The organism is Ensifer sp. 38_S197 (assembly GCF_056924495.1).
Genome location: NZ_JBXOVZ010000001.1, coordinates 2,652,823 through 2,676,070 on the forward strand (window position 1 = coordinate 2,652,823; position 23,248 = coordinate 2,676,070).

General features: G+C 62.3%; 19 protein-coding genes. 14 read left to right on the forward strand and 5 right to left on the reverse strand.

Annotated features, from left to right (window positions below; genetic code table 11):
* Positions 1–158 precede the first annotated feature (158 nt).
* The 3 genes from AC1Z3V_RS12095 to AC1Z3V_RS12105 all read left to right on the forward strand — a co-directional run bounded on the left by AC1Z3V_RS12095 (position 159) and on the right by AC1Z3V_RS12105 (position 2,259).
* Positions 159–530 (forward strand): hypothetical protein, encoded by a 372-nt coding sequence (locus tag AC1Z3V_RS12095; RefSeq protein WP_483499152.1) that lies wholly within the window; start codon positions 159–161, stop codon positions 528–530.
* 266 nt (positions 531–796) lie between these two features.
* On the forward strand, positions 797–1,465 hold the full coding sequence (locus tag AC1Z3V_RS12100) for a metallophosphoesterase family protein (RefSeq protein WP_483499154.1): 669 nt from the start codon (positions 797–799) through the stop codon (positions 1,463–1,465).
* Between the two features lie 80 nt (positions 1,466–1,545).
* Positions 1,546–2,259, forward strand: a complete 714-nt coding sequence (locus AC1Z3V_RS12105) for an HAD family hydrolase (protein WP_483499156.1) — start codon at positions 1,546–1,548, stop codon at positions 2,257–2,259.
* A gap of 168 nt (positions 2,260–2,427) precedes the next feature.
* Here AC1Z3V_RS12105 and AC1Z3V_RS12110 read toward each other — a convergent pair whose 3' ends face one another.
* Positions 2,428–4,017, reverse strand: coding sequence for an ABC transporter substrate-binding protein (locus AC1Z3V_RS12110; protein ID WP_429811589.1), 1,590 nt, complete (start codon positions 4,015–4,017; stop codon positions 2,428–2,430).
* 432 nt (positions 4,018–4,449) lie between these two features.
* Between AC1Z3V_RS12110 and AC1Z3V_RS12115 the strand changes: the two genes are divergently transcribed.
* The 4 genes from AC1Z3V_RS12115 (at position 4,450) to AC1Z3V_RS12130 (ending at position 9,353) form a co-directional block, all read left to right on the forward strand.
* Positions 4,450–5,481: an amino acid ABC transporter substrate-binding protein gene (locus tag AC1Z3V_RS12115; protein ID WP_429811592.1), complete on the forward strand. Its 1,032-nt coding sequence runs from the start codon at positions 4,450–4,452 to the stop codon at positions 5,479–5,481.
* A 166-nt stretch (positions 5,482–5,647) separates the two neighbouring features.
* Positions 5,648–6,796: an amino acid ABC transporter permease gene (locus tag AC1Z3V_RS12120; protein WP_483499158.1), complete on the forward strand. Its 1,149-nt coding sequence runs from the start codon at positions 5,648–5,650 to the stop codon at positions 6,794–6,796.
* Positions 6,797–6,799: 3 nt separating this feature from the next.
* Positions 6,800–7,906, forward strand: a complete 1,107-nt coding sequence (locus AC1Z3V_RS12125) for an amino acid ABC transporter permease (RefSeq protein WP_483499160.1) — start codon at positions 6,800–6,802, stop codon at positions 7,904–7,906.
* Positions 7,899–9,353, forward strand: coding sequence for an amidohydrolase family protein (locus tag AC1Z3V_RS12130; protein ID WP_483499162.1), 1,455 nt, complete (start codon positions 7,899–7,901; stop codon positions 9,351–9,353). Before AC1Z3V_RS12125 ends, AC1Z3V_RS12130 begins: the two co-directional genes overlap by 8 nt.
* Before the next feature lie 48 nt (positions 9,354–9,401).
* On the opposite strand, the gene AC1Z3V_RS12135 is transcribed toward AC1Z3V_RS12130, so the two are convergent.
* The gene (locus tag AC1Z3V_RS12135) at positions 9,402–9,989 is read right to left on the reverse strand and encodes a YqaA family protein (RefSeq protein ID WP_483499164.1); all 588 of its coding nucleotides are present in this window, start codon (positions 9,987–9,989) and stop codon (positions 9,402–9,404) included.
* A gap of 159 nt (positions 9,990–10,148) precedes the next feature.
* Entirely contained in the window at positions 10,149–11,051 is a 903-nt protein-coding gene (locus AC1Z3V_RS12140; RefSeq protein ID WP_483499166.1) for an AraC family transcriptional regulator, read from the reverse strand.
* Between the two features lie 96 nt (positions 11,052–11,147).
* Here AC1Z3V_RS12140 and AC1Z3V_RS12145 point away from each other — a divergent pair, with 96 nt between their 5' ends.
* Positions 11,148–11,891 (forward strand): SDR family oxidoreductase, encoded by a 744-nt coding sequence (locus tag AC1Z3V_RS12145; RefSeq protein WP_483499168.1) that lies wholly within the window; start codon positions 11,148–11,150, stop codon positions 11,889–11,891.
* Positions 11,892–11,944: 53 nt separating this feature from the next.
* Here the strand turns inward: AC1Z3V_RS12145 and AC1Z3V_RS12150 are convergent, their stop codons facing one another.
* Positions 11,945–14,215, reverse strand: coding sequence for a methyl-accepting chemotaxis protein (locus tag AC1Z3V_RS12150; RefSeq protein WP_483499170.1), 2,271 nt, complete (start codon positions 14,213–14,215; stop codon positions 11,945–11,947).
* Positions 14,216–14,368: 153 nt separating this feature from the next.
* On the reverse strand, positions 14,369–15,016 hold the full coding sequence (locus AC1Z3V_RS12155) for a TetR/AcrR family transcriptional regulator (protein WP_483499171.1): 648 nt from the start codon (positions 15,014–15,016) through the stop codon (positions 14,369–14,371).
* Positions 15,017–15,163: 147 nt separating this feature from the next.
* Between AC1Z3V_RS12155 and ligD the strand changes: the two genes are divergently transcribed.
* The 6 genes from ligD (at position 15,164) to AC1Z3V_RS12185 (ending at position 23,115) form a co-directional block, all read left to right on the forward strand.
* Positions 15,164–17,626: a DNA ligase D gene (gene ligD, locus AC1Z3V_RS12160; RefSeq protein WP_483499173.1), complete on the forward strand. Its 2,463-nt coding sequence runs from the start codon at positions 15,164–15,166 to the stop codon at positions 17,624–17,626.
* A 26-nt stretch (positions 17,627–17,652) separates the two neighbouring features.
* Entirely contained in the window at positions 17,653–18,537 is an 885-nt protein-coding gene (gene ku, locus AC1Z3V_RS12165) for a non-homologous end joining protein Ku (protein ID WP_483499175.1), read from the forward strand.
* Positions 18,537–19,622 (forward strand): tetratricopeptide repeat protein, encoded by a 1,086-nt coding sequence (locus tag AC1Z3V_RS12170; protein WP_483499177.1) that lies wholly within the window; start codon positions 18,537–18,539, stop codon positions 19,620–19,622. Before ku ends, AC1Z3V_RS12170 begins: the two co-directional genes overlap by 1 nt.
* 1 nt (position 19,623) lies before the next feature.
* Positions 19,624–20,265 carry an alpha/beta hydrolase family protein gene (locus AC1Z3V_RS12175; protein WP_483499179.1) on the forward strand — a complete coding sequence of 214 codons (642 nt, stop codon included), beginning with the start codon at positions 19,624–19,626 and terminating at the stop codon, positions 20,263–20,265.
* A gap of 13 nt (positions 20,266–20,278) precedes the next feature.
* Positions 20,279–21,052 carry an exodeoxyribonuclease III gene (gene xth / locus AC1Z3V_RS12180; RefSeq protein ID WP_483499181.1) on the forward strand — a complete coding sequence of 258 codons (774 nt, stop codon included), beginning with the start codon at positions 20,279–20,281 and terminating at the stop codon, positions 21,050–21,052.
* 293 nt (positions 21,053–21,345) lie between these two features.
* Complete coding sequence (locus AC1Z3V_RS12185; protein ID WP_483499183.1) at positions 21,346–23,115, forward strand: cytochrome c biogenesis protein DipZ; 1,770 nt, start codon at positions 21,346–21,348, stop codon at positions 23,113–23,115.
* Positions 23,116–23,248: the final 133 nt, after the last annotated feature.

Sequence of the window (23,248 nt, forward strand, 5' to 3'; positions counted from 1 at the left end):
AACGCGGTCGCGTATCGCTTTTTTTCGGGTTCTCGGAACAAAAGCGCCTTTCGACGCTTCCTTGCATACATGTCCTCGACTCCGCACGGACGGTCGGCGAGCCTTTTGCCATGTCAGTCCGGTGGACCGAGGCGCCAATCCGCTTGCAGGAGGATTAGATGCGCGTCGTCGGTATACAGGTTTCCCCGGAACGGGCCGGTCGGGCCGGATTTAGCGTCGAGTTCGTCGGCGATGGCGGGGAAGTGGTGACCGTGATGTGCCCGCAGGATAGCGCCGGCTCGTTGAACCGGCTCAACGCCGTTGCAAAGGCAAAGGAAATGCTCAAGACGGCGCTCGACGCAGATGAAGCGTTGCAGGCCGCCGGCGCCCCGACGGGGTCGCTACGAGGTCCGCTGCTGAATGCCCGTCAGGCGCACGATCGGGATGCGATGGAAGAACAGCTCGACGAGGGGCTCGAAGATACATTTCCGGCGAGCGATCCGGTATCGATCGCCACCTCGACGATCGCAAAAGGCCATTCCCGCCGCTGAGGGCTCAGCGGCGACGCGAGCTGTCCGCATCTTGGCGGCAGCCACGGCTTTGGCGATTTCGTTCGAAAGCGTACCTCCGCCCAGTTTCGGCCACCTCGGCGGACTATCGGCAAAATTGTCGGGCACTTTGACGCGAGTCGGTTGTTTCGATCGATATCGCGCGCATACGTTTCGACGAAAGACTTGTTATAGTGTTTTGATTTATTGATATTTTCCCCTGGATCAGCCCGGTCCGAGGGTATGGAGTGTGTGTGGAGAGTAGACGCATGGCCGCCCGGCAACTCACCTTCGCGATCGGCGACATTCATGGTTGCCTTGAACAGTTGCGTGTGCTCCTGCACGAGATTGAAGCCTATGCGCCGGCGGGCAGGGTCATCTTTCTCGGCGACTTGATCGACCGGGGGCCTGACAGTCGCGGTGTCGTCGAATTGGTCATGGCCGGCCCGTCCAAGCCCGGTTGGACCTGGCTGACACTCAAGGGCAACCACGAAGATATGCTGTGGGGCGCCAGCAGCGGCGAGTACGACGTTGATTGGTGGCTCTTCAATGGTGGCCAGGAGACGCTGGTCTCCTACAACGGCGTCATTCCCGGTCGGCATCTGAAGTGGATGAAGGAACTCCCAACGATCCTTGTCGAACGACACCGCATTTTCGTGCATGCGGGTGTCGATGAGACGCTGCCGCTGGAGCAGCAAGGCGACGAGATCTTTCTCTGGATCAGGCGACCAGAGGACTATTCCGGCGAATATTGGGGGAAGCATCTCTGTCATGGACACACACCCAGTACGGTCAACCCGCGTACGATCGGCAACCGGACCAATGTCGACTCCGGCGCCGTCTTCAGCGGCGTCCTGTCCTGTGCCGTTTTCGATGACGATCAGCCCGGTGGCCCGATCGATTTCCTCATGACGACACGAGTCCAGGCCGCGAGCTGAGCGAGGCCACTGGCAGTGCAGGCGCAAATGGCATTGTGCGCCTGATCGTCCGGTAGTAGGTGTGCCTTTTCCACGGGGCGATGTTGCTGCCGCCCGTTTCACCATCTCAGGGGATTGCCTTGGACGCCGCGCCTACATCCGTTCTCACGAAGAATTTTGCCGCCCTATTGTTCGATATGGATGGCACATTGCTAAACTCCATGGCCGTGGTCGAGCGCGTCTGGGGCGCCTGGGCCGTGCGCAACGGTCTCGACCCGGTCGAAATGATGAAGACCGTGCACGGCGTTCGCGCCGTCGATACGATCCGTAGCCTGCAACTGCCCGATATCGATGCGGAAAAGGAAGCCTACGATTTGGCGCTTGCCGAGATCGCCGATGTCGAGGGAATCGTCGAGATCCCTGGCGCCGTCGCCTTCCTGAATTCCCTGCCGCCGGAGAAATGGGCGATCGTGACCTCGGCGCCGCTCGACCTGGCGGTGCGCCGTCTTGCGGCTGCCGGCATCCCGACGCCGCAACTGATGATAACCGGCGAAGATGTCTCGACCGGCAAACCCGATCCGCAGGGCTATCGCATGGCTGCCGAACGTCTGGGGGTGCGGCCGGAGGATTGCCTGGTGTTCGAGGACGCGCCTGCTGGTATCCTGGCGGGCCTTGCGGCCGGCGCGGACGTCGTCGTCATCACCGGAGCCCATGAGGCCGCTGCCGACACCCCGCACATGACACTTGCCCGTTACCATGACATCGAGGTGGAGCTTGCAAGCGACGGCATGCTGTCACTTCGCCGGACGCTCTGAATGCTTGCAAAAGAGCCGAAGGTCGTCGCCGACCTTCGGCTCCTTTCCCATTTGCCAAGAGCGGGATGAGGAAAGTGTTTTGCGGTTTTCCGACCGCATCCCGCTCTCACTTATAAGAATCGATCACGTGTACGGTTTTGGGCCGATTCGTCCCAAAACCATTGTGATCTAAGCGTTGAGCCAGCATTTCGTTAGCGCGTGGCCGCCCATCAGTTCGCCGTTCGGATCGTCCACCCAACCGCCGACCTTGTCGCTCGTCGCGTCGATGTAGTTGTTGAACATCGGCACGATGACGCCGCCTTCGTCACGCAGAATCATGGCCGCCTGGCGATAGAGCGCCTTACGTTTGGCCGTATCGAGTTCGCCGCGCGCCGTGAAGATCAGCTTGTCGAAGTCCTCGCGGAAGAAGCGCGTATCGTTCCATTCTGCCTTCGATAGGTAGGCGATCGAATAGACCTGGTCCTGCGTCGGCCGCCCGGTCCAGTAGGACATGCTGAAGGGCTGCTTGTTCCAGACGTCCGACCAGTAGCCGTCGCCGGGCTCGCGCTTCAGGTCGACGGTGATCCCGCATTTGGCGGCGCTCATCTGGAAGAGCTGCGCGGCGTCGACGGCGCCGGGGAAGGCAACGTCCGAGGTCCTGAGCAACACCGATCCGCTATGACCGGACTTCTTGTAGTGGAACTTCGCCTTGTCCGGATCGAAGACCCGCTGCTCGATGTCATTGTCAAAGAGCGGATAGCCCTTGATCATGGGGGTGTCGTTGCCGACGGTGCCGTAGCCGGCGAGCACTTTCGCAACCATCTCCTCGCGGTCGACCGCATATTTCAGCGCCAGGCGCAGGTCGTTGTTGTCGAAGGGCGCGGTGTTGCAGTGGGCGATGAAAACGTAGTGGCCCTTGCCGGGCACGTTGCGGATGACGACGCCGGGCAGGCGCTTGATCAGGGCAACGACCTTTGGCTCGATGCGGTTGATCATGTGGATTTGGCCGCTCTGCAGCGCGGCGGTGCGCGCGGTCGAATCGTTGATCACGGCGATTTCGATCTGGTCTGCATGGCCGCGCTCGGCGGCGCCCCAATAGCCTTCGTGGCGTTCGGCAACGTGTTTGACGCCAGGTTCGTTGGAAACGACCTTGTAGGGGCCGGTGCCGATGCCGGCCGTCGGGTCGTCCTTGCCGCCGTTCGGCTGGATCATCAGGTGATAGTCGCTGACAACATAGGGCAGGTCGGCGTTCGGCTGGCGTAGCGTGATGACGACGCTGTCGCCATCGGCCTTGATGGTCTCGAATTCCTGGACGAAGGGCAGGGCCGCCGACTTGGAATCGGCATCGCCATGGCGTTCGAGCGTGGCCACCACGTCGGCTGGCGTCAGGTCCTTGCCGTTGTGAAACGTGACGTCCTTGCGGATCTTGAAACGCCAGGTCTTGGCGTCGGGTGTCGCCTCGTAGGCTTCAGCGAGGCGATGCTCGATCTCGCCGGTCGGAGACACTTCGAGAAGCTGCTCTCCCCAGCAGCGCCCGAGCGTGTAAGGGACCTGGCTCGCCCACGTCGCGGGATCGAGGCTGTTCGTCGATTCGCCGCCGACGAGGCCTGCTTTCAGTGTTCCCCCTTTGACGGGCCCGGCCGCTCGGGCTGCCTGGCCGAGCAGCAGGTTCGCCGACGCGACGGTCACGCCGAGCGCTGCGGCGCGCCCGAGAAACTCCCGTCGCGACAACCGCCCCGCAGCCACCTGTTGGCTCATGAATTCCAGTTCTCTTGGCATGGCTCACTCCCTCCCTTGTAAGACCCGCCCGGCGCACCGGTATTGTCACAGATATTGGAGACGGATATCGCGCCTGGATTCTTGCCGCGCGACAGTTGGTGCCGCAGATCGACTTGAGAACGTCGTATCTTCGACTACCCGCACCACTGACGGCGGGCGTCAGCCCTTGCGGGGATAGCGTTGCAAAATGGCGGAGATATCCGGCTCAGTCTTGTCGGTATCGAGTTCGGCGCAGTTCGATGGCGCCCAAGCGCCCGAATACTTTGTCGTCAATATTGTATACAATCATGTTGATGTTTGTATTCTACTATCGTATGCAACTGATGGCGTAGGCAATTGCGGGCCGGAGTCGATCGGTCAGGGAGGAGGCGTGCGATGAGGACCGCACGACCAGGGCCGGTCAGGACAAGGAAAAACCAAGGGAGGGAATTCATGAAAAACAGGATCCTACAGCTTTGCGCGACCGTTGCGGGCATCGCCATCGGGCTTGTGGCCGCGACGTCTGCGAACGCGGCGACGACGCTCGAAACGGTCAAGGCGCGCGGCAAGCTGATCTGCGGCGTCTCGATGAGCACGCCGGGCTTTGCCACCGCGGATGCGAAGGGGCACATGCAAGGCTTCGACGTCGACGTCTGTCGGGCTGTCGCCGCCGCCGTTTTCGGTGACCCGGAAAAGGTCGATTTCGTCCTGACGAACATCAACACGCGCTTCCAGGCGCTGCAGTCCGGCGAAATCGACATGCTGTCGCGCCAGACGACCCTTACCTTCTCGCGCGAAGTCTCGCTTGGCCTCGACTTCGGGCCGACCGTCTTCTACGACGGCCAGGGGCTGATGGTCGCGAAGTCGCTTGGCGTCAACAGCGCCAAGGAACTGACGGATGCGGCGATCTGCACGCTGCCGGGTACCACGACCGCTCAAAACCTCAGCGACTTCTTCCGCTCGATCGGCGGCAAGTTCGAACTGGTCGTCTTCGAAAATCCGGACGAAAACCGCAACGCCTTCTTCTCCGGCCGTTGCGAAGCGATCTCGTCCGACCGCTCGGACCTCGCTTCGATCCGCGCCGTCGCCAACAACCCGGACGATTACGTCGTTCTGCCGGAAACCATCTCCAAGGAGCCGCTGGCGCCCGCCGTTCGCCAGAACGATTCCAACTGGCGTGACATCGTGTCCTGGTCGGCCTGGATGCTGATGGCAGCCGAGGAGCGCGGCATCACCCAGGCCAACGTCGACGAGATGACCAAGAGCGAGGATCCGGAGATCCAGCGCATGCTCGGCGTCAACGAGGAGCTTGGCAAGATGCTGAACCTCGACAACAAGTGGGGCTACAACATCATCAAGGGCGTCGGAAACTACGGCGAAGTGTTCGAGCGCAACCTCGGCACCAAGACCGCACTCGGCCTGACGCGCGGCCCGAACACCCGCTGGAGCGAGGGTGGCCTGCTCTACGCACCGCCGTTCCGTTGAGGTTTGACGGGTCCGCGTCTCGGCGCGGACCCACCTTCCTGCTGCATGTTTCCTTGGATCGTCTCCGATCTGTGGAAGAACTGCGGACGTTCAAAGTGCCAAAGCGACCTCTGCGCCTAGATGAGATCCGCGGCGCTGTAGGTCCTGCCTAAGGGACGGGTGCCCGATGCCCCTGTTTTATGATGCGCGCATTCGCGCCTATCTCTATCAAGCGATCGCCGTCGGCATCGTGTTGCTCATCGCCTGGGTGATGTTCAGCACCGCGAGCGCCAATCTTGCCAAGCAGGATATCGCGACCGGCTTCGGCTTCCTGGCGCGCCAGGCCGGCTTCGTCATCACGGAGACCGCGATCACCTACGAGCCGACGGATACGATCGGTCGTGCAATCCTCGTCGGCATTGCCAACACGGTCAAAGTCTCGCTGTTCGCTGCATTGCTTGGCACGATCCTTGGCCTGCTCGTCGGCATTGGGCGGTTGTCGCACAACCCCGTGCTGTCGCGGCTGATGCTTGCCTATGTGGAAGCGCTCCGCAACGTGCCGCTGCTGCTCTATCTGCTGCTCTGGTATTCGCTGATCATCTCCACGTTTCCGCCGGTCAAGCAGGCGATCCAGATGCTCCCGGGAGTATTCCTGTCGAACAGTGGCCTGGTCATGCCCGCGCTGCACTGGGAAAGCGGATTTGCGGCATTGATCACGGCTCTTGTCGTCGCGGCCGTCGCGGCCAGTTTCGTCGCGCGGATCCTCGGCCGCAGGCGCGTCGTCACCGGAAAGGACATGCCGGTGGCCGCGATCGCCACGCTGGCGTTCTTCCTGCCGATCGCTGCGGCGCTGCTGTTCGCCAACATTTCGGTCGCCTGGGACGTGCCAGTGCTCGGCCGGTTTCGTTTGAGCGGTGGTTATCACCTGCGTCCGGAGTTCGTGGCGCTTCTCCTGGGCTTGACGCTCAGTGTGTCGGCCAACGTTGCGGAGATCGTGCGGGCCGGCATCCAGGCGGTCAGCAAGGGGCAATGGGAGGCTGCGACGGCACTTGGCCTCTCTCGCGCGCGCACCCTGAAACTGGTGATCCTGCCACAGGCGCTCAGGATCATCATCCCGCCGCTCACCAACACCTATCTGACCGTCTTCAAGAACAGTTCGCTGGCGATCGCCATCGGCTATCCGGACCTCGTGATGGTCTCGAACACGATTATGAACCAGACCGGACAGGCGATTGAATCCATTGCCATTTTCATGGGCGTCTATCTCGGACTGTCGATCCTTATCTCGCTGGTGATGAACTGGTACAACGCCAAGGTCGCGCTGAGGGAGCGCTGAGCCATGACACAGATCGATACCCTCATCAGCGGCTCTGCGCTTACGTCCCATCGTGAAGTGCCACCGGCGCCGAAAGGTCGCTGGCTCGGCGCCTATTTCGGAACGCCAGGCAATGCGCTGATCACCATCCTTTGCCTCGGCACGATCTTCGCGCTTGCCAAGCTCGCAATCGGTTGGCTGTTCATCGACGCAACCTTTTCCGGCACGCCGGCCGAATGCAAGGCGACGAGTGGCGCCTGCTGGCCGTTCCTCTCAGCGAAGATGCGCTACATCTTCTTCGGATTCTATCCGTTCGAGGAGCAATGGCGGCCGCTGGCGGCGATGCTCTTGTTTCTCGGCGCCTGCCTCGTCTCGATGGTGCCGAAGGTCTGGGGACGGACGCTGTTCATTGCCTGGATCGCAATCATCCTGCCGACGCTCTATCTGCTGATGGCAGGCGGGTTCTTCGGTCTGGCCGTCGTCCCGACGGCGCAATGGGGCGGTCTGCCGCTCTCCTTCATGCTTTCCTTCATCGGCCTTGCCTTCGCGCTGCCGCTCGGCATCGCGCTTGCGCTCGCCCGCGCCTCCAGTCTTCCGGCAATCCGCATCCTGGGGGTCAGCTTCATCGAGATCGTGCGCGGCGTGCCGCTGATCAGCATCCTGTTCATGGCAACGGTCATGCTGCCTCTGTTCATGCCAGACGGCATCACCGTCGATAAGCTCGTCCGCGCACAGGTGGCGATCATTCTCTTTGCCGCCGCCTATATCGCCGAGATCGTCCGTGGCGGCTTGCAGGCGGTACCCAAGGGGCAGTTGGAGGCCGGCCATTCGCTTGGCCTGCACTACTGGCAGATCATGCGGAAGATCGTGTTGCCGCAAGCGTTGAAGAAGGTCATCCCGCCGCTCGTCAGCCTCTTCATCGGGTTCTTCCAGGATACGACGCTCGTGACCATCGTCGGCCTGCTCGACTTCCTGGATACTGTGCGTACCGCCATGCGCGATCCGGAATGGCAGGGTATCGCGGTGCTGGAAGGTTATGTCTTCGCTGCCGTCGTTTATTTCGTTTTCAGTGCTCTCATGGGAGCTTACAGCCGTTTCCTAGAGCAATATTTCAGGACCACGCATGACTAAAGAGATCCACGTCATCCGCAATGTGCACACGCTCGTCGCCTTCGATCGCGAGCGGAACGGCCACGTCTATCTGCACGACACCGACATCGCCTATGACGACAAGGGCTTCGTCCATGTTGGTGGCCACTACGACGGGCCATTCGACAGCGAAAGTTCCGGCCGCGACCGGATGATCATGCCGGGCTTCGTCAACGTCCATTGCCATTCCGGCGAAGAGCCGATCTCCAAGGGTATTTTCGAGGACATGGGTACGGCCGCCCTTTGGGGCAACGCGCTCTACGAATACTCCAACCTTCTGGAGATCGACGACGACGCGATCGAGGCGTCGCTGACGGTCATGGTCGGCGATCTGATGCGCAGCGGCGTCACCACGCTGCTCGACATTGCGGGCCCGCATGAAAGCTGGCTGCCGACGCTCGCCCGAAGCGGTGCACGTGCCTTCGTCGCGCCCGGCTTCCGCGAGGCGCAATGGCATGTCGAAGACAGCCACCGCCTCGATTTCCGCTGGGACAAGGTGCGCGGTCGGGAAGCCTTTGCGCGGGCGCTGGAGGTCGTCGACGCAGCGGCTGCGCACCCATCCGGTCGCCTTGGCGGCGTCGTGGCGCCATCGCAGATCGAGACCTGCTCGCCGGAACTGCTGCAGGATGCCGTGACGGCTGCGCGCAAGCGCGGCATTCCGGTCACCATTCACGCCGCCCAGACCATGGCCGAACATGAGGAACTGCTGCGTCGCCACGGGTTGACCGCCGTGCAATATCTCGAAAGTCTCGACCTGCTCGGTAAAGATCTGATCCTCGGCCATTGCATCTTCGTCGACAGCCATTCTTGGACCCGGCAACGCACTGAGGTCGACCTGCGGCTGTTGGCCGACCGCAAGACGACCGTTGCCCATTGCCCGGTCACCTTCTCGCGCAGCGGCATGGCGCTGGAATCCGTCGGCCGCTACCGCCGGGCCGGCGTCAACATCGCGCTCGGAACGGACAGCTATCCCTTCAACATGCTCGAAGAAATGCGTCAGGCGAAGATCTGCGCACGGCTCGCCGGCAAGTCCGTCTTCGACGTCGCGACCGGTGACATCCTGGAAGCCGCGACTATCGCAGGCGCCAGGGCGCTCGGCCGTGATGATATCGGGCGGATCGCCGTCGGCTCAAAGGCGGATTTCCTCGTGGTCGATCTTCGCCACCACGCGATGCAGCCGATCTATGATCCCTTGCGCAACCTCCTGCATTGTGCGGCTGAGCGGGCGATCGAACGGGTCTATGTCGACGGCACCTGCGTCGTCAGCGGCGGGCGGCCGACCCTGATCGATTATGACGGCGCGCTCGCGAAGCTTCAGGAGGCGCAGGACTACGCCTGCCGCAAGGCGCCCGAAAACGACCCGAGGGGCCGCGGGATGCGGACGCTCGCGCCGCTGTCCCTGCCCACTGCTGCTTCTGCAAAGGCGTAGAGTACAACAGAACTTGGTTAGCCCCTGAAGGGCCGGGCAGGGAAAATATCAGTAGAAAAGGCGGTGGGCGGCGAAGAGGCAGATCAGGACGGCTGCCGCCCCTCCCGCCAACGCGCCAAGCCGTCTCTCGATGAAATCACGGATGTCTTCGCCAAAGCGGCGCAGAAGCCAGGCAAGCAGGAAGAAGCGCGCGCCGCGCGCGATGATTGCCGACACGATGAAAAAGCCGAGATTAATGTTGGCAGCGCCCGACAGGATGGTCACGACCTTGATCGGCGGCAGATGTGCCAAGCCTGATGTCACGAGCAGCAAGGCCAGCATTTCGGCGTCGACCGACGCCTTCAGATGCTCGAACGTATCGAGCTTGCCGTAGAACTCCAAGAGCGGCCTTGCCAGCGTATCGAAGGCATAATGGCCGAGATACCAGCCGGCAATACCCCCAAGCACCGAAGCGATGGTTGCAACCAGCGCGTAGCGCCATGCCCGCTCCGGGCGCGCCAGCGCCATTGGGATGAGAAGCAGATCCGCGGGAACCGGAAATATCGAGCTTTCGACAAAGGCGATGATGCCAAGCCAGACAATAGCGGTTTCTCGTGTCGCGAGCGACATCGTCCAGTCATAGAGGCGTCGGAGCATGGTTTGTGCTTCGCTGTTGGTGGTGAGCCTCTCTATAAACGACCGAGGGGGGTGTAAATGTGGCCGGCTCCGGCATTTGAAGGATTTCTTACGGAAGGGGCTGCTCTGGAACAGAAGGTGCGGGAGCATCCTCGTGTGTTCATCTCAACGCCAAGGCGCTCAGGCACTTGCCATGCGCGCGTAGCGGCCGGGCGGCTGGCCGACATGGCGGCTGAAGGCGGTACTGAAGGTACTGGCCGAACCGTAGCCGACGCGTTCGGCGACCGAGGCGAGATCAAGATTGCGTTGCCGCAGCAGGTCCTTGGCGATCGCCATGCGCCATACGAGCAGATACTCCATTGGCGGCACGCCGACGGCGCGGGTGAAGCGCTCGAAGAACACCGAGCGAGAGAGCGCCGCCTCGTTTGCGAGTTTCGCTACGGTCCACGCATGCGCGGGATCGGTGTGGATCTTGCGAATGGCCACCGCCAGCCGCGCGTCTCCAAGGCCACGCAACAGGCCGGGTGTTGCGCTTTCGCCCTGAATGGACCGAAGGGCCTCGACGAGCAACACTTCCACGAACCGCGCCAGAACCAGGTCTCGTCCTGGCCGTTCGTCACGCGCCTCTTCGCCAACCAGGCGCACAAGCGTCGAAAGCCGATCGATCCCGCGCAGATGTATCAATGCCGGCAACAGTGAAACAAGCAGTCCGGCATCGGGCGAGTCGAGGACGAAATAGCCGCCGAGCAGGCGCACGTCGGCTTCGCCATGCTGCCTGCCGTGGCGAATTTCGTCCGTCGGCGCCGGCGCTGCCTTGGGATCGATGAAGGTCGGTTGAACCGGGTCGAATCCCGAAAGGGTGAAGCCCGGGGTCGTCGGCAACAGCACGAAGTCGCCGGCCTCCAGCGTGACGGGTGTCTCGCCATCGACGGCCAGCCGGCAAGCCCCCTCGACGACGGTGCAGAAGCTAGGCTCTCCGAATTCGGCATAGCGTACGGCCCAGCGGCCAGCGCCGCTGATGCCCTTGGTGAACACCGTGCGTGGGCGGAGAAGCTGAATGAGCTGTGAGAGCGGATCGATCATCTCAGGACGATAACAAATGAAATTAGGACTTCAAGCCGTAGATCGTCCTGGTCGTGGACGCTATCCGTTGTCCATCGAAACAACTGAGGTATAGCGATGAAGACCGTATTGATTACCGGCTGCTCCTCCGGTTACGGGCTGGAGACGGCGCGGCGCTTCCATGCCGAGGGCTGGAACGTCATCGCCACGATGCGTACGCCGCGCCGAGACATTCTGCCGAAATCCGAGCGGCTCCGGGTCTTATCTCTCGATGTCACCGACCCCGAAAGCATCTCAGCCGCGATCGAGGACAGCGGCCCCATCGACGCCCTCGTCAACAACGCCGGTATCGGCGTAGTGGGTGCCTTCGAAGCGACGCCGATCTCCCGTATCCGCAAGGTCTTCGACACCAACACCTTCGGGGTGATGGCGATGACGCAGGCGGTGATACCGCAGTTTCGTACCCGCAAGGCGGGTGTCATCGTCAACGTTACGTCCACGGTGACGCTTGCCGCCATGCCGCTCGCCGCAGCCTATACCGCCAGCAAGACGGCGATCACCGGCTTCACCGGCTCGCTGGCCCACGAATTGGAAGCCTTCAACGTGAGGGTCAAACTGGTCGAACCTGGCTACGCGCCGACCACGCGTTTCGCCCACAACACCGCGATTCGCGTTGAGGATCTGATCCCGGCTGCCTACGCCGATTTTGCCGCACCCATCTTCGCGCAGTTCGCGGCCCCGCCCTTGGTCACCACCGAAACCGATGTGGCAGAGGCTATTTGGCAAGCGGCGAACGATCTTTCCGGCCAGCTCCATTTTCCGGCCGGTGCCGATGCGGTGGCGCTTGCCAAAGCAACTTGATGCCGCCCTTCGGCGCGGATACGCGGACGGTGCGCGGTCAGGTCATCCCAGCGTTAAGCGATCAGGCGGGGGCGCGCATCCGTCTCTGTCTGGTCGCGTAGGCTGGATGTCGTGCGGAAGCGTTCGACGAGGTCGAAAAGGCCGGATGCCTGGCTTGAGAGCCGAAGGGTCATGGCGGTGCTGTCTTCGACCATCGCATTGTTCTGCTGCGTCACGGCGTCGAGCGACAGCATGGTCTGGTTGACGTGCTGCAGATCGTTCGCCTGGTCGCGCGCATCGCCGGCAATCTGCTGCGTCTGCTCGTTGATCGCATGGATCTCGCCGGAGATTTCGTCGAGCGCATCGCCTGCCGCCCGGACCAACGAGACGCCCTTCGTCACTTCCTCGGCCGAGGTGGTGATGATCGCCTTGATTTCCCGGGCAGCGAGAGCGGATTTCTGTGCCAGTTCCCGCACTTCATGCGCGACGACGGCAAAGCCCTTGCCCGCTTCGCCGGCACGGGCCGCCTCGACCCCCGCATTCAAAGCCAAGAGGTTGGTCTGGAACGCGATGTCGTTGATCGTGCCGATGATCTGCGAAATGGCGGCCGATCCCTTCTCGATCTGGGCCATGGCGCTGACGGCATTCATGACCACCTGACCCGAGCGGTCGGAACTGGCCTTGGCGGCAGCGGCGATCGTCGTGGCCGATGAAGCGTGTTCGGCGGTGCGCCCGATGGTCGCGGTGATTGCGCTCAGCGCTGCAGTTGCTTCCTCCAATGTCGCCGCCTGATGTTCGGTGCGCTTGGCAAGCTGGCCGATGGCGTCGCGCATCTCGCTGGTTTCGCCGTCGATGTCAGCGCTTCTCGCCTTCACGTCGCCGAGTGTGACGGCAAGGCTTTCCAGCGACAGGTTGAAGTCCGAGCGCAGGCGATCGAAACCGGCGCCGAAGGGGTGGTCGATGCGTGCGGTCAGGTCGCCTTGAGACAGCCGCTCCAGGCCGGACGCCAGCATCTCCACCGCCTCGTTGATCTGGCGCGACACTTCGGACTGGGTCGTCTCGCGCACTTGCCGTTCCTCTTCGATCATGGCCCGCGTTTCCGCCGCCTCGGTTTCAAGGCGGGCGCGATCGAGAAGCGCATCGCGGAAGACGAGGACGGACCGGGCCATGTCGCCAATCTCGTCTTTGCGGTCCCGGCCGACGCCGCCGATCGTCGTATCGCCGTCAGCGAGCTGGCTCATGTCACGGACGAGACCCGTGATCGGGCGCGTCAGCCGGCGTGAATACCAGATGGAAATCGCTAGTGCCGCTGCGAGGACGGCGAGAGCGGTCGCGAGCGTCCAGTTGCGCAAGGCGGTGACGGCCGCAAATGCCTCCCGTGACGTCATGACGGCAGCCATGGTCCAGCGGGTGCCGAAAGCATCGAGGCTGGTGGTAGCCATCTGCGCTTCCTCACCGCGGAAATCGGCGAGCTTGCCGCTGATGATGCCATCTTCCGCCAAGCGATCGGCCACGATCCGGGCCTTGAGGGTATCGTTGTCCGGTGTGTCGGCGCTGTCGGCGAGGTAAAATCCGTTGGCGTCGATGAGGACCGTTTCGCCCGTCTCGCCAAGGCCCGTGCGGTTGCCGACGATCTCGCCAATGCGTGCATCCGGCATCTCCAGGATCAAGGTGCCGATCTTGCCGTCGATCGATTCCAGCGGGATGGCGATGAACGCCGCGGCGCTGCCGGCGAGCGGCGAATAGGCCTCGTAGGACGCGAAGGCCAGCTTGCTCTTGTCTGTATCTTCGGCGGTCTCGCGGAAAATCCGGCCAAGCCCCGTGTCCTTCCAGGATTGGTCCTTCAGGTTGACGGCAAAGTCGCCCTTCTTGTTGAGGGAGTAGACGACGTCACCGCTAAGATTGGCGAGCAGCACGTCGCGATAGCCATGAGCCTCCGCGAAGCGGCGGAAAAATGGGTGATAGCGCGCATGGAGCGCATCGTAGTCGTCGACGCCGGCGGTGCTGTAAAGCGCGCGCTTGTCTTCAGGATTTGGGTTTTCCGCCAGATAACGGCGCTGCAATTCGCTTTTTGCCTTGTCGCCGAGCTTGGCGGCAGCACCATTGAGATCGCTGAGCGCCTTGGCGACCGATTTTTGTGCCTGGAGGGTGCGCAGGTCGTTTTCTATCGTGGTGAGGTAATGGCGAAGCTCGTTGCGGCGGGCATCGGCGAGCGCCTCCAGCTTCTCGATCGCCGCGCGCGACGACAGGTCGCCGCTGACCGTCAGGCTGGCAAGACTGGTAGCAGCGACGGAGAAGGCAGCCAGGGCCGCCGCTGCGAGGGGTAGCTTCGCGGACAAACGCATAACAATCACCGGGCATCAAGGGGAGAGAGGCCATGCCGAAGGGTTGGTCGCGACGCCTCATGCGCCCGGCGGGAACGCTCCCGCGCGGGAGAGTTATACGGTCTCAGGTTACAGCTTGATGACGTTTGGATGACAATGCGAAAGATTGGCTGGCTATCTCGGTAGGGTGCCCGTCAGAAAGATCTCTGCGCAACGTTCCGCGCGGGCCATGATCGTCGCCTCGTCGATACCGCCGATCCGGCCCATCATGACGGCGCGTTGCGGCTCCATCGCCATCATTCCGCGCAACATGCCCGCCGCCATACGGGGATCGTCGATTGCGAGGCGACCGAGAGCCGCTTGCGCCCTCAGCCAGCGCTCCAGTGTTGCGTTTGTCCGCTCGATCGCCCGCTCCCAGAAGGTGGCGGCGATCTCCGGAAAGCGCTCCGCCTCCGCGAGCACCAGACGTGTGATGGCGATCGTATTGGCCGCGAGAACGAGGTGCCCATAGGCGGCAAGCAGCCGCACGAGACCGGTCTTGACGTTAACGGCGTCCAGATACTCTTCGTCCGCTTCGAGCACGAATTCTGCGATCCTGAAGGAGATGACACACTCGAAGAGATCGGCCTTGGTGGGAAAGAGGCGGTAAAGCGTCTTGGTGGAGACGCCGGAATTCTGGGCGATGACGTTGATATTAGCGGTCTCATAGCCGAGGTCGCAGAATTGCCTTTCGGCGGCCAGGATAATCACCTTGCGGGTCTCGTCGTCGGAACGGACCTGGGGGCGGCCACGGGAGCGTGGCGATTTCTGCTTTTCGACCATCGTGACTTTCCAAATTCCTTGGTGATTCTTAGTCGAGGCCACATAGGAAAGCAATCGCTTTCCGAAGTCGGTACGAGCATGGCGGCAGAATTCCCCGTGCCTTCGGCGGATATTGCGACCTTTGCGAACACGCCCTAGCTTTGCGACATGGCGACGTCGAAGCTCACGGCCTACCGCGCGAAGCGGGACTTTTCCAGGACACCCGAGCCCGCCGGAGAAACCGGCGGGGAGGGCAATCGTTTTGTCGTGCACAAGCACCACGCCACGGCCGATCATTATGATCTCAGGCTTCAGGTCGGCGACGTCCTGAAAAGCTGGGCGGTTCCGAAGGGACCGTCTCTCAACCCCGCCGACAAGCGGCTGGCGGTCGAGACCGAAGACCACCCGCTCGACTATATCGACTTTGAAGGTGTCATTCCGGAAGGAGAGTATGGCGGCGGGCCGATGATCGTCTGGGATACCGGCGTCTGGGCGCCGATGGACGATATCGAGAAGAGCCTGAGGACCGGGGCCTTCAAGTTTCGTCTGGCCGGCGAAAAACTCAATGGTGGCTGGATGCTGACACGGCTGAAGCCGAAGCCGGGTGAGGGGGAACAGCGCAACTGGCTGCTCTTCAAGGAGCATGACCTTGCCGCCGATCCTGAGGTCGACATCCTGACGTCGCGCCCCGAAAGCGTAAAGAGCGGACGGCGGATCGAGGAACTGGTCGAGCCGCCGAAGAAGCTGGCAAAACGGATCATTCTCAGGCCCGGCGCGCTGCCGGACGCGGTGAAAGGTCCAAAGCCGCAGCGGATCGAGCCGCAGCTTGCCAGCCAGACTCCGAAGCCGCCGGGCGGTCCGACGGATAAGCAGGTCTGGCTCCACGAGATCAAGTTCGATGGTTATCGGACGATGGCGGATATCTCGGATGGCCACGTCCGGATGATCACCCGCAGCGGACTGGACTGGACGAAACGCTACGGCGACCTGCCAGACGCCTTTCGGAAGCTGCCCTGCCGGGAGACGATCATCGACGGAGAGATCGTCGTTCTCGACGACAACGGCATCAGCCGCTTCGCGCTTTTGCAGGACGCGCTTTCGACCGGTGCCGACAGCAAGCTGGTCTTCTATGCCTTCGACATTCTCTACCTCGATGGGTGGAACCTGACCGAAGTCCCGCTGGAAAAGCGGAAAGAGCTGTTGGCACAACTGCTTCAGGGGCAGGTATCCAGCCGCTCGGCCATCCAGTTCAGCGATCATGTCGAGGGCGATGGGCACGAGCTTTACGACCAGGCTTCGGAATTGGGGCTGGAGGGGATCGTTTCGAAGCGCGCCTCGGCGCCCTATCGAAGCGGCCGCACGCAGACGTGGACCAAGACGAAGGCGCTTCAGATCGGTGACTTCGTAATCGCCGGCTACACGACCTCTGAGGCGGCCGAAGGTCTTGCTTCCCTGGCTCTCGGCGAGTGGCAAGATGGCGAACTGCAATATCGCGGCAAGGTCGGAACCGGCTTCGATGCGCAAACCGCCGGGCAGTTGCTCACTCGGTTGGAGGCGTTACACGGTGACGCGGCCGCGCTTGAAGGCGGGCCAAGGGAAATCACCTGGGTTCGGCCGGTGCTGAGCGCCCGCATCCATTACTCCAATCGCACCTCCGACAATCTCCTGCGCCATGCAGTGTTCAAGGGGCTTCGCGATGTCGAGCTTTCGGCGCCGGCGCGGTCGCCGCGCAAGCGGCTGATTACCGATGCCGATCTCGCAAGCATCCAGGTCACCAATGCCGACCGGCGGGTATTCGGCAAATCCGGACCGACCAAGCTCGACATTGCCCTCTACTACGCGCTCGTCGGCGACTTCATGCTGCCGCACATTCTCGGGCGCCCGGTGTCGCTCTTCCGTTGCCCGACAGGAAAACGCGCGGATTGCTTCTTCCAGCGTCATCCCTTCACCGGAATGCCCCCCTCGATCGTCAGCTTCAAGTCGACCAATTCCGAAGGTGAAACCAAGTCCTTTCTCTCGATCGAAGGCACGAAAGGGTATTTGGCGCTGGCACAGTTCGGCGTGATCGAGCTCCATAGCTGGGGCACAAAGCGCGAGCGGCTGGAAAAGCCCGACCGCATCGTCTTCGACCTCGATCCCGGCCAGGGCATCGCCTGGCGCGACGTGGTCGAGGCGGCCATCCACATCCGCGGCGAACTGGAAGCGCTCGGCCTCGTCCCCTTCGTCAAGACTTCCGGCGGCAGCGGCATCCACGTCGTCGTGCCGGTGACGCCGAAGCTTGACTGGAAGAAGACGCATCAGGCGACGAGCGCGATCGCGACACGACTGGCGGCGACCGCACCGCAGACCTTCACCACCACGATGGGCAAGGAGAACCGCATCAAGCGCATCTTCATCGATTTCCATCGCAATGCCCGCAGCCATACGGCGGCTGCACCCTATTCGCTGCGCGCACGTACAAATCTGCCCGCCTCGACGCCGCTCAACTGGGCGGATCTGGAGACTATCGACGCTCCGGAGGATTTGAACTATTCTTCGCTGCCTGGACTTCTGGATACTTTCGGCGATCCCTGGGCGGATATCGACGACTTTGCCAAGGATTTGCCGCTTCTGTCCGAAACGAGGATGTAATGCGTTTGGCCGCGTAGGAGACAATCATGGCGCCCAGGGCAAGTTGGAAGGGTTATCTCAAACTCAGTCTCGTCAGTTGTCCCGTCAGGCTCTATCCGGCGACCAGTTCGAGCGAACGGATCAGCTTCAATCAGCTTCACAAGGACACCCACAACCGGATCAACATGAAGCCGGTCGATCCCGAACTCGGCCTCGTCGAGCGTTCGGACCTGGTCAAGGGTTACGAATACGAAGACAAGAAATACATCATCATCGAGGACAGCGATCTCGAAAGCGTCAGGATCGAATCCAATCACACGATGAACATCGAGGCCTTCGTCGATGAAGGCTCCGTTGACGTGATCTACCAGGACGCGCCCTATTATCTGGCACCCGATGGCGCGATGGCGGAGGAAACCTTCGTGGTCCTGCGCGAGGCGCTGAAGAGGACCGGCAAGCTGGCGATCGCGCGGCTGGTTCTTTCGAGCCGCGAGCGGGTGGTGACCATCGGCGCACGCGAGACGGGGATGTTCGTGTGCACGCTGAGGAATCCGAGCGAAGTGCGCGGAACGGCTGAGTATTTCGGCAACATTCCTGTCGGTCATCCCGACCCGGAAATGCTGCAGCTTGCCGAAGCGCTAATCCAGCAGAAGATGACGGTCTTCGATCCGAAGAACTACGAGGATCGTTACGAGATCGCGCTGATGAAGATGATCCGCGAGAAGCTCAAAGGCCACAAGCCGATCATTGCCGCAGCACCTGAACGCGGCAACGTCATCAATCTCATGGACGCCCTGAAGGCGAGCCTTTCGCAGTCGAAGCCGCCGGCAAAGAGCAAGACCAAGGCCGAACCGGCGGCCAAGGAAACCGCCAAGGCGGCAGCCCCGGCCAAGCGTACGACCGCCAAGTCGACCGCGAAGAAGAAAGCCTGATGGCGGTTGCTGGCCAGACATTCGGTATCGTCGGTGCTCTCTCGGCCTTCCCACGACGGCTCGTGGCGCGGGAGGTCGAGCGACAATTCGGGCATTTGCGGCGTGGCGTCACACGGCAGACGACATATCTCGTGTTCGGCCGCAGCCTGCTGACGAAGTGGACCGAAGCTGAAATCGAAGCCCGCTTCGAGGCGGAGTGCGCAGCCGGGCGGTGGCTCGTCAGCGAGAATGGCTTTCTCCGTCTCTTGGGGCTGCTGTCGGTGCCGGTGGCATCGGCGCTGACGCGCCAGTCGCTGGTCGATCAGGCCAAGCTCTCCCCACGGGTTTTCGATCTCTTGTCCCTGTTCGATGCCTTCGAGCATGACAGCGAACCCTATTCGTTCCGCGACCTGATCCTCGCCAGGAAATATGCAGAACTGATCACGAGCGGGGCGAGTTGGGGTGCAATCGCCCGGTCCGTGCATCGCTCCGGACAGGTCGCCTCGCTGACGGCGCTTTCCCTGCATCACGATGGTACCAATACGATATATGCTCGCAGCGCCGCGGGGCTGAGTGAGCTGAATGGACAGCTGCTCTTCGATCTCGACACGCCCGACGATGCCGCCCTGGAGGACCTCTTCGATCTCGCTGAGGAGGCGGAGGCGAATGGCGATTATGAGCAAGCCGCCGCCTTTTACCAGCGCTACCTCGCGATGGACCGAACGGATTCAGTCGCGGCTTTCAACCGCGCCAACTGCCTCAAGGCCGCGGGGCGGGACTTGGATGCGGCGCATGACTATGCCCGGGCAATCAAGCTCGATCCATCCTTTGTCGAGGCCTGGTTCAATTTGGCCGGGCTGATGAGCGAGCGGGGACGGATCGACGCCGCCCGCAGGCACCTCAGGAAGGCGATCGAACTCGACGGTAACTATGCCGACGCCGTTTTCAATCTGGCAAAACTCGAATTTGATGCCGGCGACCTTGCGGAGGCCAGACGCTGGTGGAGCCGCTATCTCGAACTCGACAGCGATAGCGAGTGGGCGCGAACGGCCGAACGCGGCGTGCAGTATGTCGATCTGCATCTGCGTCCAAGAACGGCAGGCTGAGATGGGCGAAAAGTTCCTGTTCGATGGACCTGAGGATGCGCCCGTCACAATTCTGCTCGCCCACGGTGCCGGCGCGCCGATGGATTCCGCGTCGATGGACGCGACCGCCAAGGCGCTCGCCGCCGCGGGCTTTCGCGTCGCGCGGTTCGAGTTCGGCTATATGGCGGCAAGACGAACGTCGGAGGGACGCAAGCCGCCGCCGCGCGCTGAAACCCTCAACCCGGAATATGTGGCCGCCGTCAACGCGCTCGGCGCGAAAGGTCCGCTCGTCATCGGCGGCAAATCGATGGGTGGGCGGGTTGCCAGCATGATCGCCGACGATCTTCATGCGACCGGCAAGATCATCGGGCTTCTCTGCCTCGGCTATCCCTTCCATCCGCCGGCAAAGCCCGAGCAGTTGCGCACGAAGCACCTGGCCGGCCTTAGGACGCCGACCCTGATCTGCCAGGGAACCCGCGACGAGTTCGGCACGCGCGAGGAGGTTCCAGGCTATACGCTTTCCGATGCGATCGAAGTCCTGTGGCTCGAGGACGGCGACCATGATCTCAAGCCGCGCAAGAGCATTTCCGGCTTTTCGACGGCAGATCACCTGAGGACCGTGGCCGACGCGGTTGCAGCCTGGGCCGCGCGGCTGACGCAATGATCTTGACGCCGGGATGAAGATCGCCACCTTCAACATCAACGGCATCAACAAGAGGCTCGAAAACCTGATCGCCTGGCTGGGCGAGGCCAAGCCCGATATCGTCTGCCTGCAGGAATTGAAAGCGACCGACCGCCAGTTTCCGCGATCGGCCATCGAGGCGGCCGGTTATGGCGCGGTCTGGCAGGGACAATCGGCCTGGAACGGTGTGGCGATCCTCGCCCGCGACAGCGAGCCGGTCTTGACCCGCGTCGGGCTCGACGGCGATCCATCGGACAGCCAGGCGCGCTACATCGAGGCCGCCGTCAGCGGCACCCTGGTTGCCTGCCTCTATGCGCCCAACGGTAACCCACAGCCCGGCCCGAAATACGCCTACAAGCTCGCCTGGCATGAGCGCCTGGCCAAACATGCCGCCGAGCTTTATGCCCTCAACCTGCCGGTCGTGCTTGCTGGCGACTACAACATCGTGCCAGAACCGCGCGATATCTACCCGACCACCTCCTATGATGACAACGCCCTAGTCCAGCCGCAAACCCGCGCAGCATTTCGCGAGCTTCTTGATCAGGGCTGGCTTGATGCGCTGCGCAAGATTTATCCGAAGCAGGAGCTTTTTACGTTCTGGGATTATCGCCGGAACCGTTGGCAGCGCGATGCCGGGCTTCGGCTCGACCACATGCTCCTCAGCCGCAAGCTCTCCCGCAAACTCATCGGCGCGGGCATCGACCGGGAAATCCGCGGTCTGGAAGGCGCGAGTGATCATGCGCCGGTATGGATCGAACTGCGCAATTGAGGCTGCCCTGTCTGCAGGCAGCGAGAGTGCCGCACCACGATAGCGAGAAGGCCCGGCCGCGGCACGCTATGCGCGGCGTTACGTCCCTCCGGCTATGGTGCGGACATTCTGCGGAAAGCGGGAAGGCAGGGCTGCCGAGCCGAATGCCAAGGATCATGTGACGATCAAGGTGCCCTGCTGCACTACGATACAAATCCGCCCCGATCGAAAACATCCGCGATACGTCGCGATGGTTCTCTGCCGCGCATGTCAAGGCGATCGATGCCCGCATCGATCCAGTGCGGAGAACGATGATGATCCTGTTCGTTGTAGCCTATCTCGCAGGCGTGCTGACCATCGTCAGCCCTTGTATCCTCCCGGTTCTGCCATTTGTGTTTGCGCGGGCAGGGCAGCCTTTTTCCACGAGCATTCTTCCGATGCTGCTCGCCAAGATCGTGACCTTTGCGGGCGTCGCTTCGCTTGCCGCACTCGGGGGTAACTGGGCGGTACAGGCGAACGCGTTTGGCCGCTACGCCGCGATCGCGTTGCTCGCGGTCTTTGGCGTGACGCTTCTGTCGACGCGTGCCGCCGCTTTCGCGACGGGCCCGCTCGTCGCGCTCGGCAATCGCCTGTCCAGGAAAGCGGCAACCGGGGAGAAGGGGAGCGTCGGCGGCGCCATTCTCCTCGGCGTTGCGACCGGATTGCTCTGGGCGCCCTGTGCCGGTCCCGTGCTTGGATTGGTGCTGACCGGTGCGGCGTTGAACGGGGCAAATGTTCATACGACCTTGCTGCTCACGGCTTACGCGGGCGGCGCGGCCACATCACTGGCGCTCGCGGTCCTTGCCGGCGCCAGCGTGTTTGCGGTGATGAAGCGCTTCCTTGGGGTTGGGGACCGCATCCGCCAGGTTTTGGGCGTTGCGGTCCTTGCCGGCGTGGCGGCGATCGCTCTTGGCCTCGATACCGGACTACTGGCACGCCTTTCCTATGCGGGCACCGCCGGCTTCGAACAGGCAATTCTCGATAAGTTGAGTGGCAATGCCGCCCCTGTGGACGTCGCGGGCACCCGCTTTTCTCTTGCTGCGAAGGATAGGCGCCAAGCGGCCTTTCGCAGCGACCTTCCTGTAGAAGGCACGTTCCCGTCGCTCGATGGCGCCGTTCAATGGCTGAATTCGAAGCCGCTGACGCCAGCCGAGCTTCGCGGCAAGGTTGTTCTCATCGACTTCTGGACCTATTCCTGCATCAACTGCATTCGCACCATCCCCTATGTGCGGGCCTGGGCGGAGAAGTATCGCGACCAGGGCCTCGTCGTCATCGGCGTGCACGCCCCAGAGTTCGCCTTTGAAAAGCAGATCGACAACGTCGAAAAGGCGGTTCGTGACTTCAAAATCACCTATCCCGTGGCAATCGACAACAACTTTGCCATCTGGCGCGCCTTCTCAAACAGCTACTGGCCGGCCCACTACTTCATCGATGCCGAAGGGCAGATCCGCTACACCCATTTCGGCGAGGGCGACTATGAAGGCTCCGAGCGGGTGATCCAGGATCTGCTCGCGGAAGCAGCAGGCAAGCAAAAGGCCGAAAACGAGTTCGTCACGCCGAATGCGAAGGGCGCTGAAGCGTCGCCGGACCTGGCCCGGCTTGGCTCCGGCGAGACCTATATCGGCTATGCACGGGCCGCGAACTTCAGCTCGCCGGAAGGTGTCTCGGCTGACACAGCAAAGCACTACACCGTCGCCGAACCGCGCCTCAATGAATGGGGCCTTACCGGCAACTGGACGGTCGGCGCCGAACAGGCAAGCCTCAACGAAGCTGGCGGCGGCATCACCTACCGGTTCCATGCCCGCGACCTGCACCTGGTGCTCGGCCCGCGCGCCGGCGGCAAGCCCGTACCGTTTCAGGTGACGGTCGACGGGGCGCCGCCCGGAAGAGACCATGGCTCGGATATCGATGCGGCGGGCAAGGGCGCCGTCACGGAGACCCGCCTTTACCAGCTCGTCCGCCAATCCGGCGAAGCGCGCGAACGGACCTTTGAGATCCGCTTCCTCGAGCCTGGCGCCGAAGCCTTCGTTTTCACCTTTGGATGATCTCTGGACATGGCCTGACGGCGGTCCGCATTTCCGGCGGCTCTCCGTACATGCCGATACAATTTTGCGGCGCTCCGAACACAACAGCAATACGTGCGAGCCCGAAACTGGCGGCCAGATCGGTTTGGACCGG

Coding starts and splice junctions, on each gene's coding strand:
- AC1Z3V_RS12095 (WP_483499152.1), top strand. CDS start 159: ATGCGCGTCGTCGGTATACAGGTTTCCCCGGAACGGGCCGGTCGGGCC.
- AC1Z3V_RS12100 (WP_483499154.1), top strand. CDS start 797: ATGGCCGCCCGGCAACTCACCTTCGCGATCGGCGACATTCATGGTTGC.
- AC1Z3V_RS12105 (WP_483499156.1), top strand. CDS start 1,546: ATGTTGCTGCCGCCCGTTTCACCATCTCAGGGGATTGCCTTGGACGCC.
- AC1Z3V_RS12110 (WP_429811589.1), bottom strand. CDS start 4,017: ATGCCAAGAGAACTGGAATTCATGAGCCAACAGGTGGCTGCGGGGCGG.
- AC1Z3V_RS12115 (WP_429811592.1), top strand. CDS start 4,450: ATGAAAAACAGGATCCTACAGCTTTGCGCGACCGTTGCGGGCATCGCC.
- AC1Z3V_RS12120 (WP_483499158.1), top strand. CDS start 5,648: ATGCCCCTGTTTTATGATGCGCGCATTCGCGCCTATCTCTATCAAGCG.
- AC1Z3V_RS12125 (WP_483499160.1), top strand. CDS start 6,800: ATGACACAGATCGATACCCTCATCAGCGGCTCTGCGCTTACGTCCCAT.
- AC1Z3V_RS12130 (WP_483499162.1), top strand. CDS start 7,899: ATGACTAAAGAGATCCACGTCATCCGCAATGTGCACACGCTCGTCGCC.
- AC1Z3V_RS12135 (WP_483499164.1), bottom strand. CDS start 9,989: ATGCTCCGACGCCTCTATGACTGGACGATGTCGCTCGCGACACGAGAA.
- AC1Z3V_RS12140 (WP_483499166.1), bottom strand. CDS start 11,051: ATGATCGATCCGCTCTCACAGCTCATTCAGCTTCTCCGCCCACGCACG.
- AC1Z3V_RS12145 (WP_483499168.1), top strand. CDS start 11,148: ATGAAGACCGTATTGATTACCGGCTGCTCCTCCGGTTACGGGCTGGAG.
- AC1Z3V_RS12150 (WP_483499170.1), bottom strand. CDS start 14,215: ATGCGTTTGTCCGCGAAGCTACCCCTCGCAGCGGCGGCCCTGGCTGCC.
- AC1Z3V_RS12155 (WP_483499171.1), bottom strand. CDS start 15,016: ATGGTCGAAAAGCAGAAATCGCCACGCTCCCGTGGCCGCCCCCAGGTC.
- ligD (WP_483499173.1), top strand. CDS start 15,164: ATGGCGACGTCGAAGCTCACGGCCTACCGCGCGAAGCGGGACTTTTCC.
- ku (WP_483499175.1), top strand. CDS start 17,653: ATGGCGCCCAGGGCAAGTTGGAAGGGTTATCTCAAACTCAGTCTCGTC.
- AC1Z3V_RS12170 (WP_483499177.1), top strand. CDS start 18,537: ATGGCGGTTGCTGGCCAGACATTCGGTATCGTCGGTGCTCTCTCGGCC.
- AC1Z3V_RS12175 (WP_483499179.1), top strand. CDS start 19,624: ATGGGCGAAAAGTTCCTGTTCGATGGACCTGAGGATGCGCCCGTCACA.
- xth (WP_483499181.1), top strand. CDS start 20,279: ATGAAGATCGCCACCTTCAACATCAACGGCATCAACAAGAGGCTCGAA.
- AC1Z3V_RS12185 (WP_483499183.1), top strand. CDS start 21,346: ATGATCCTGTTCGTTGTAGCCTATCTCGCAGGCGTGCTGACCATCGTC.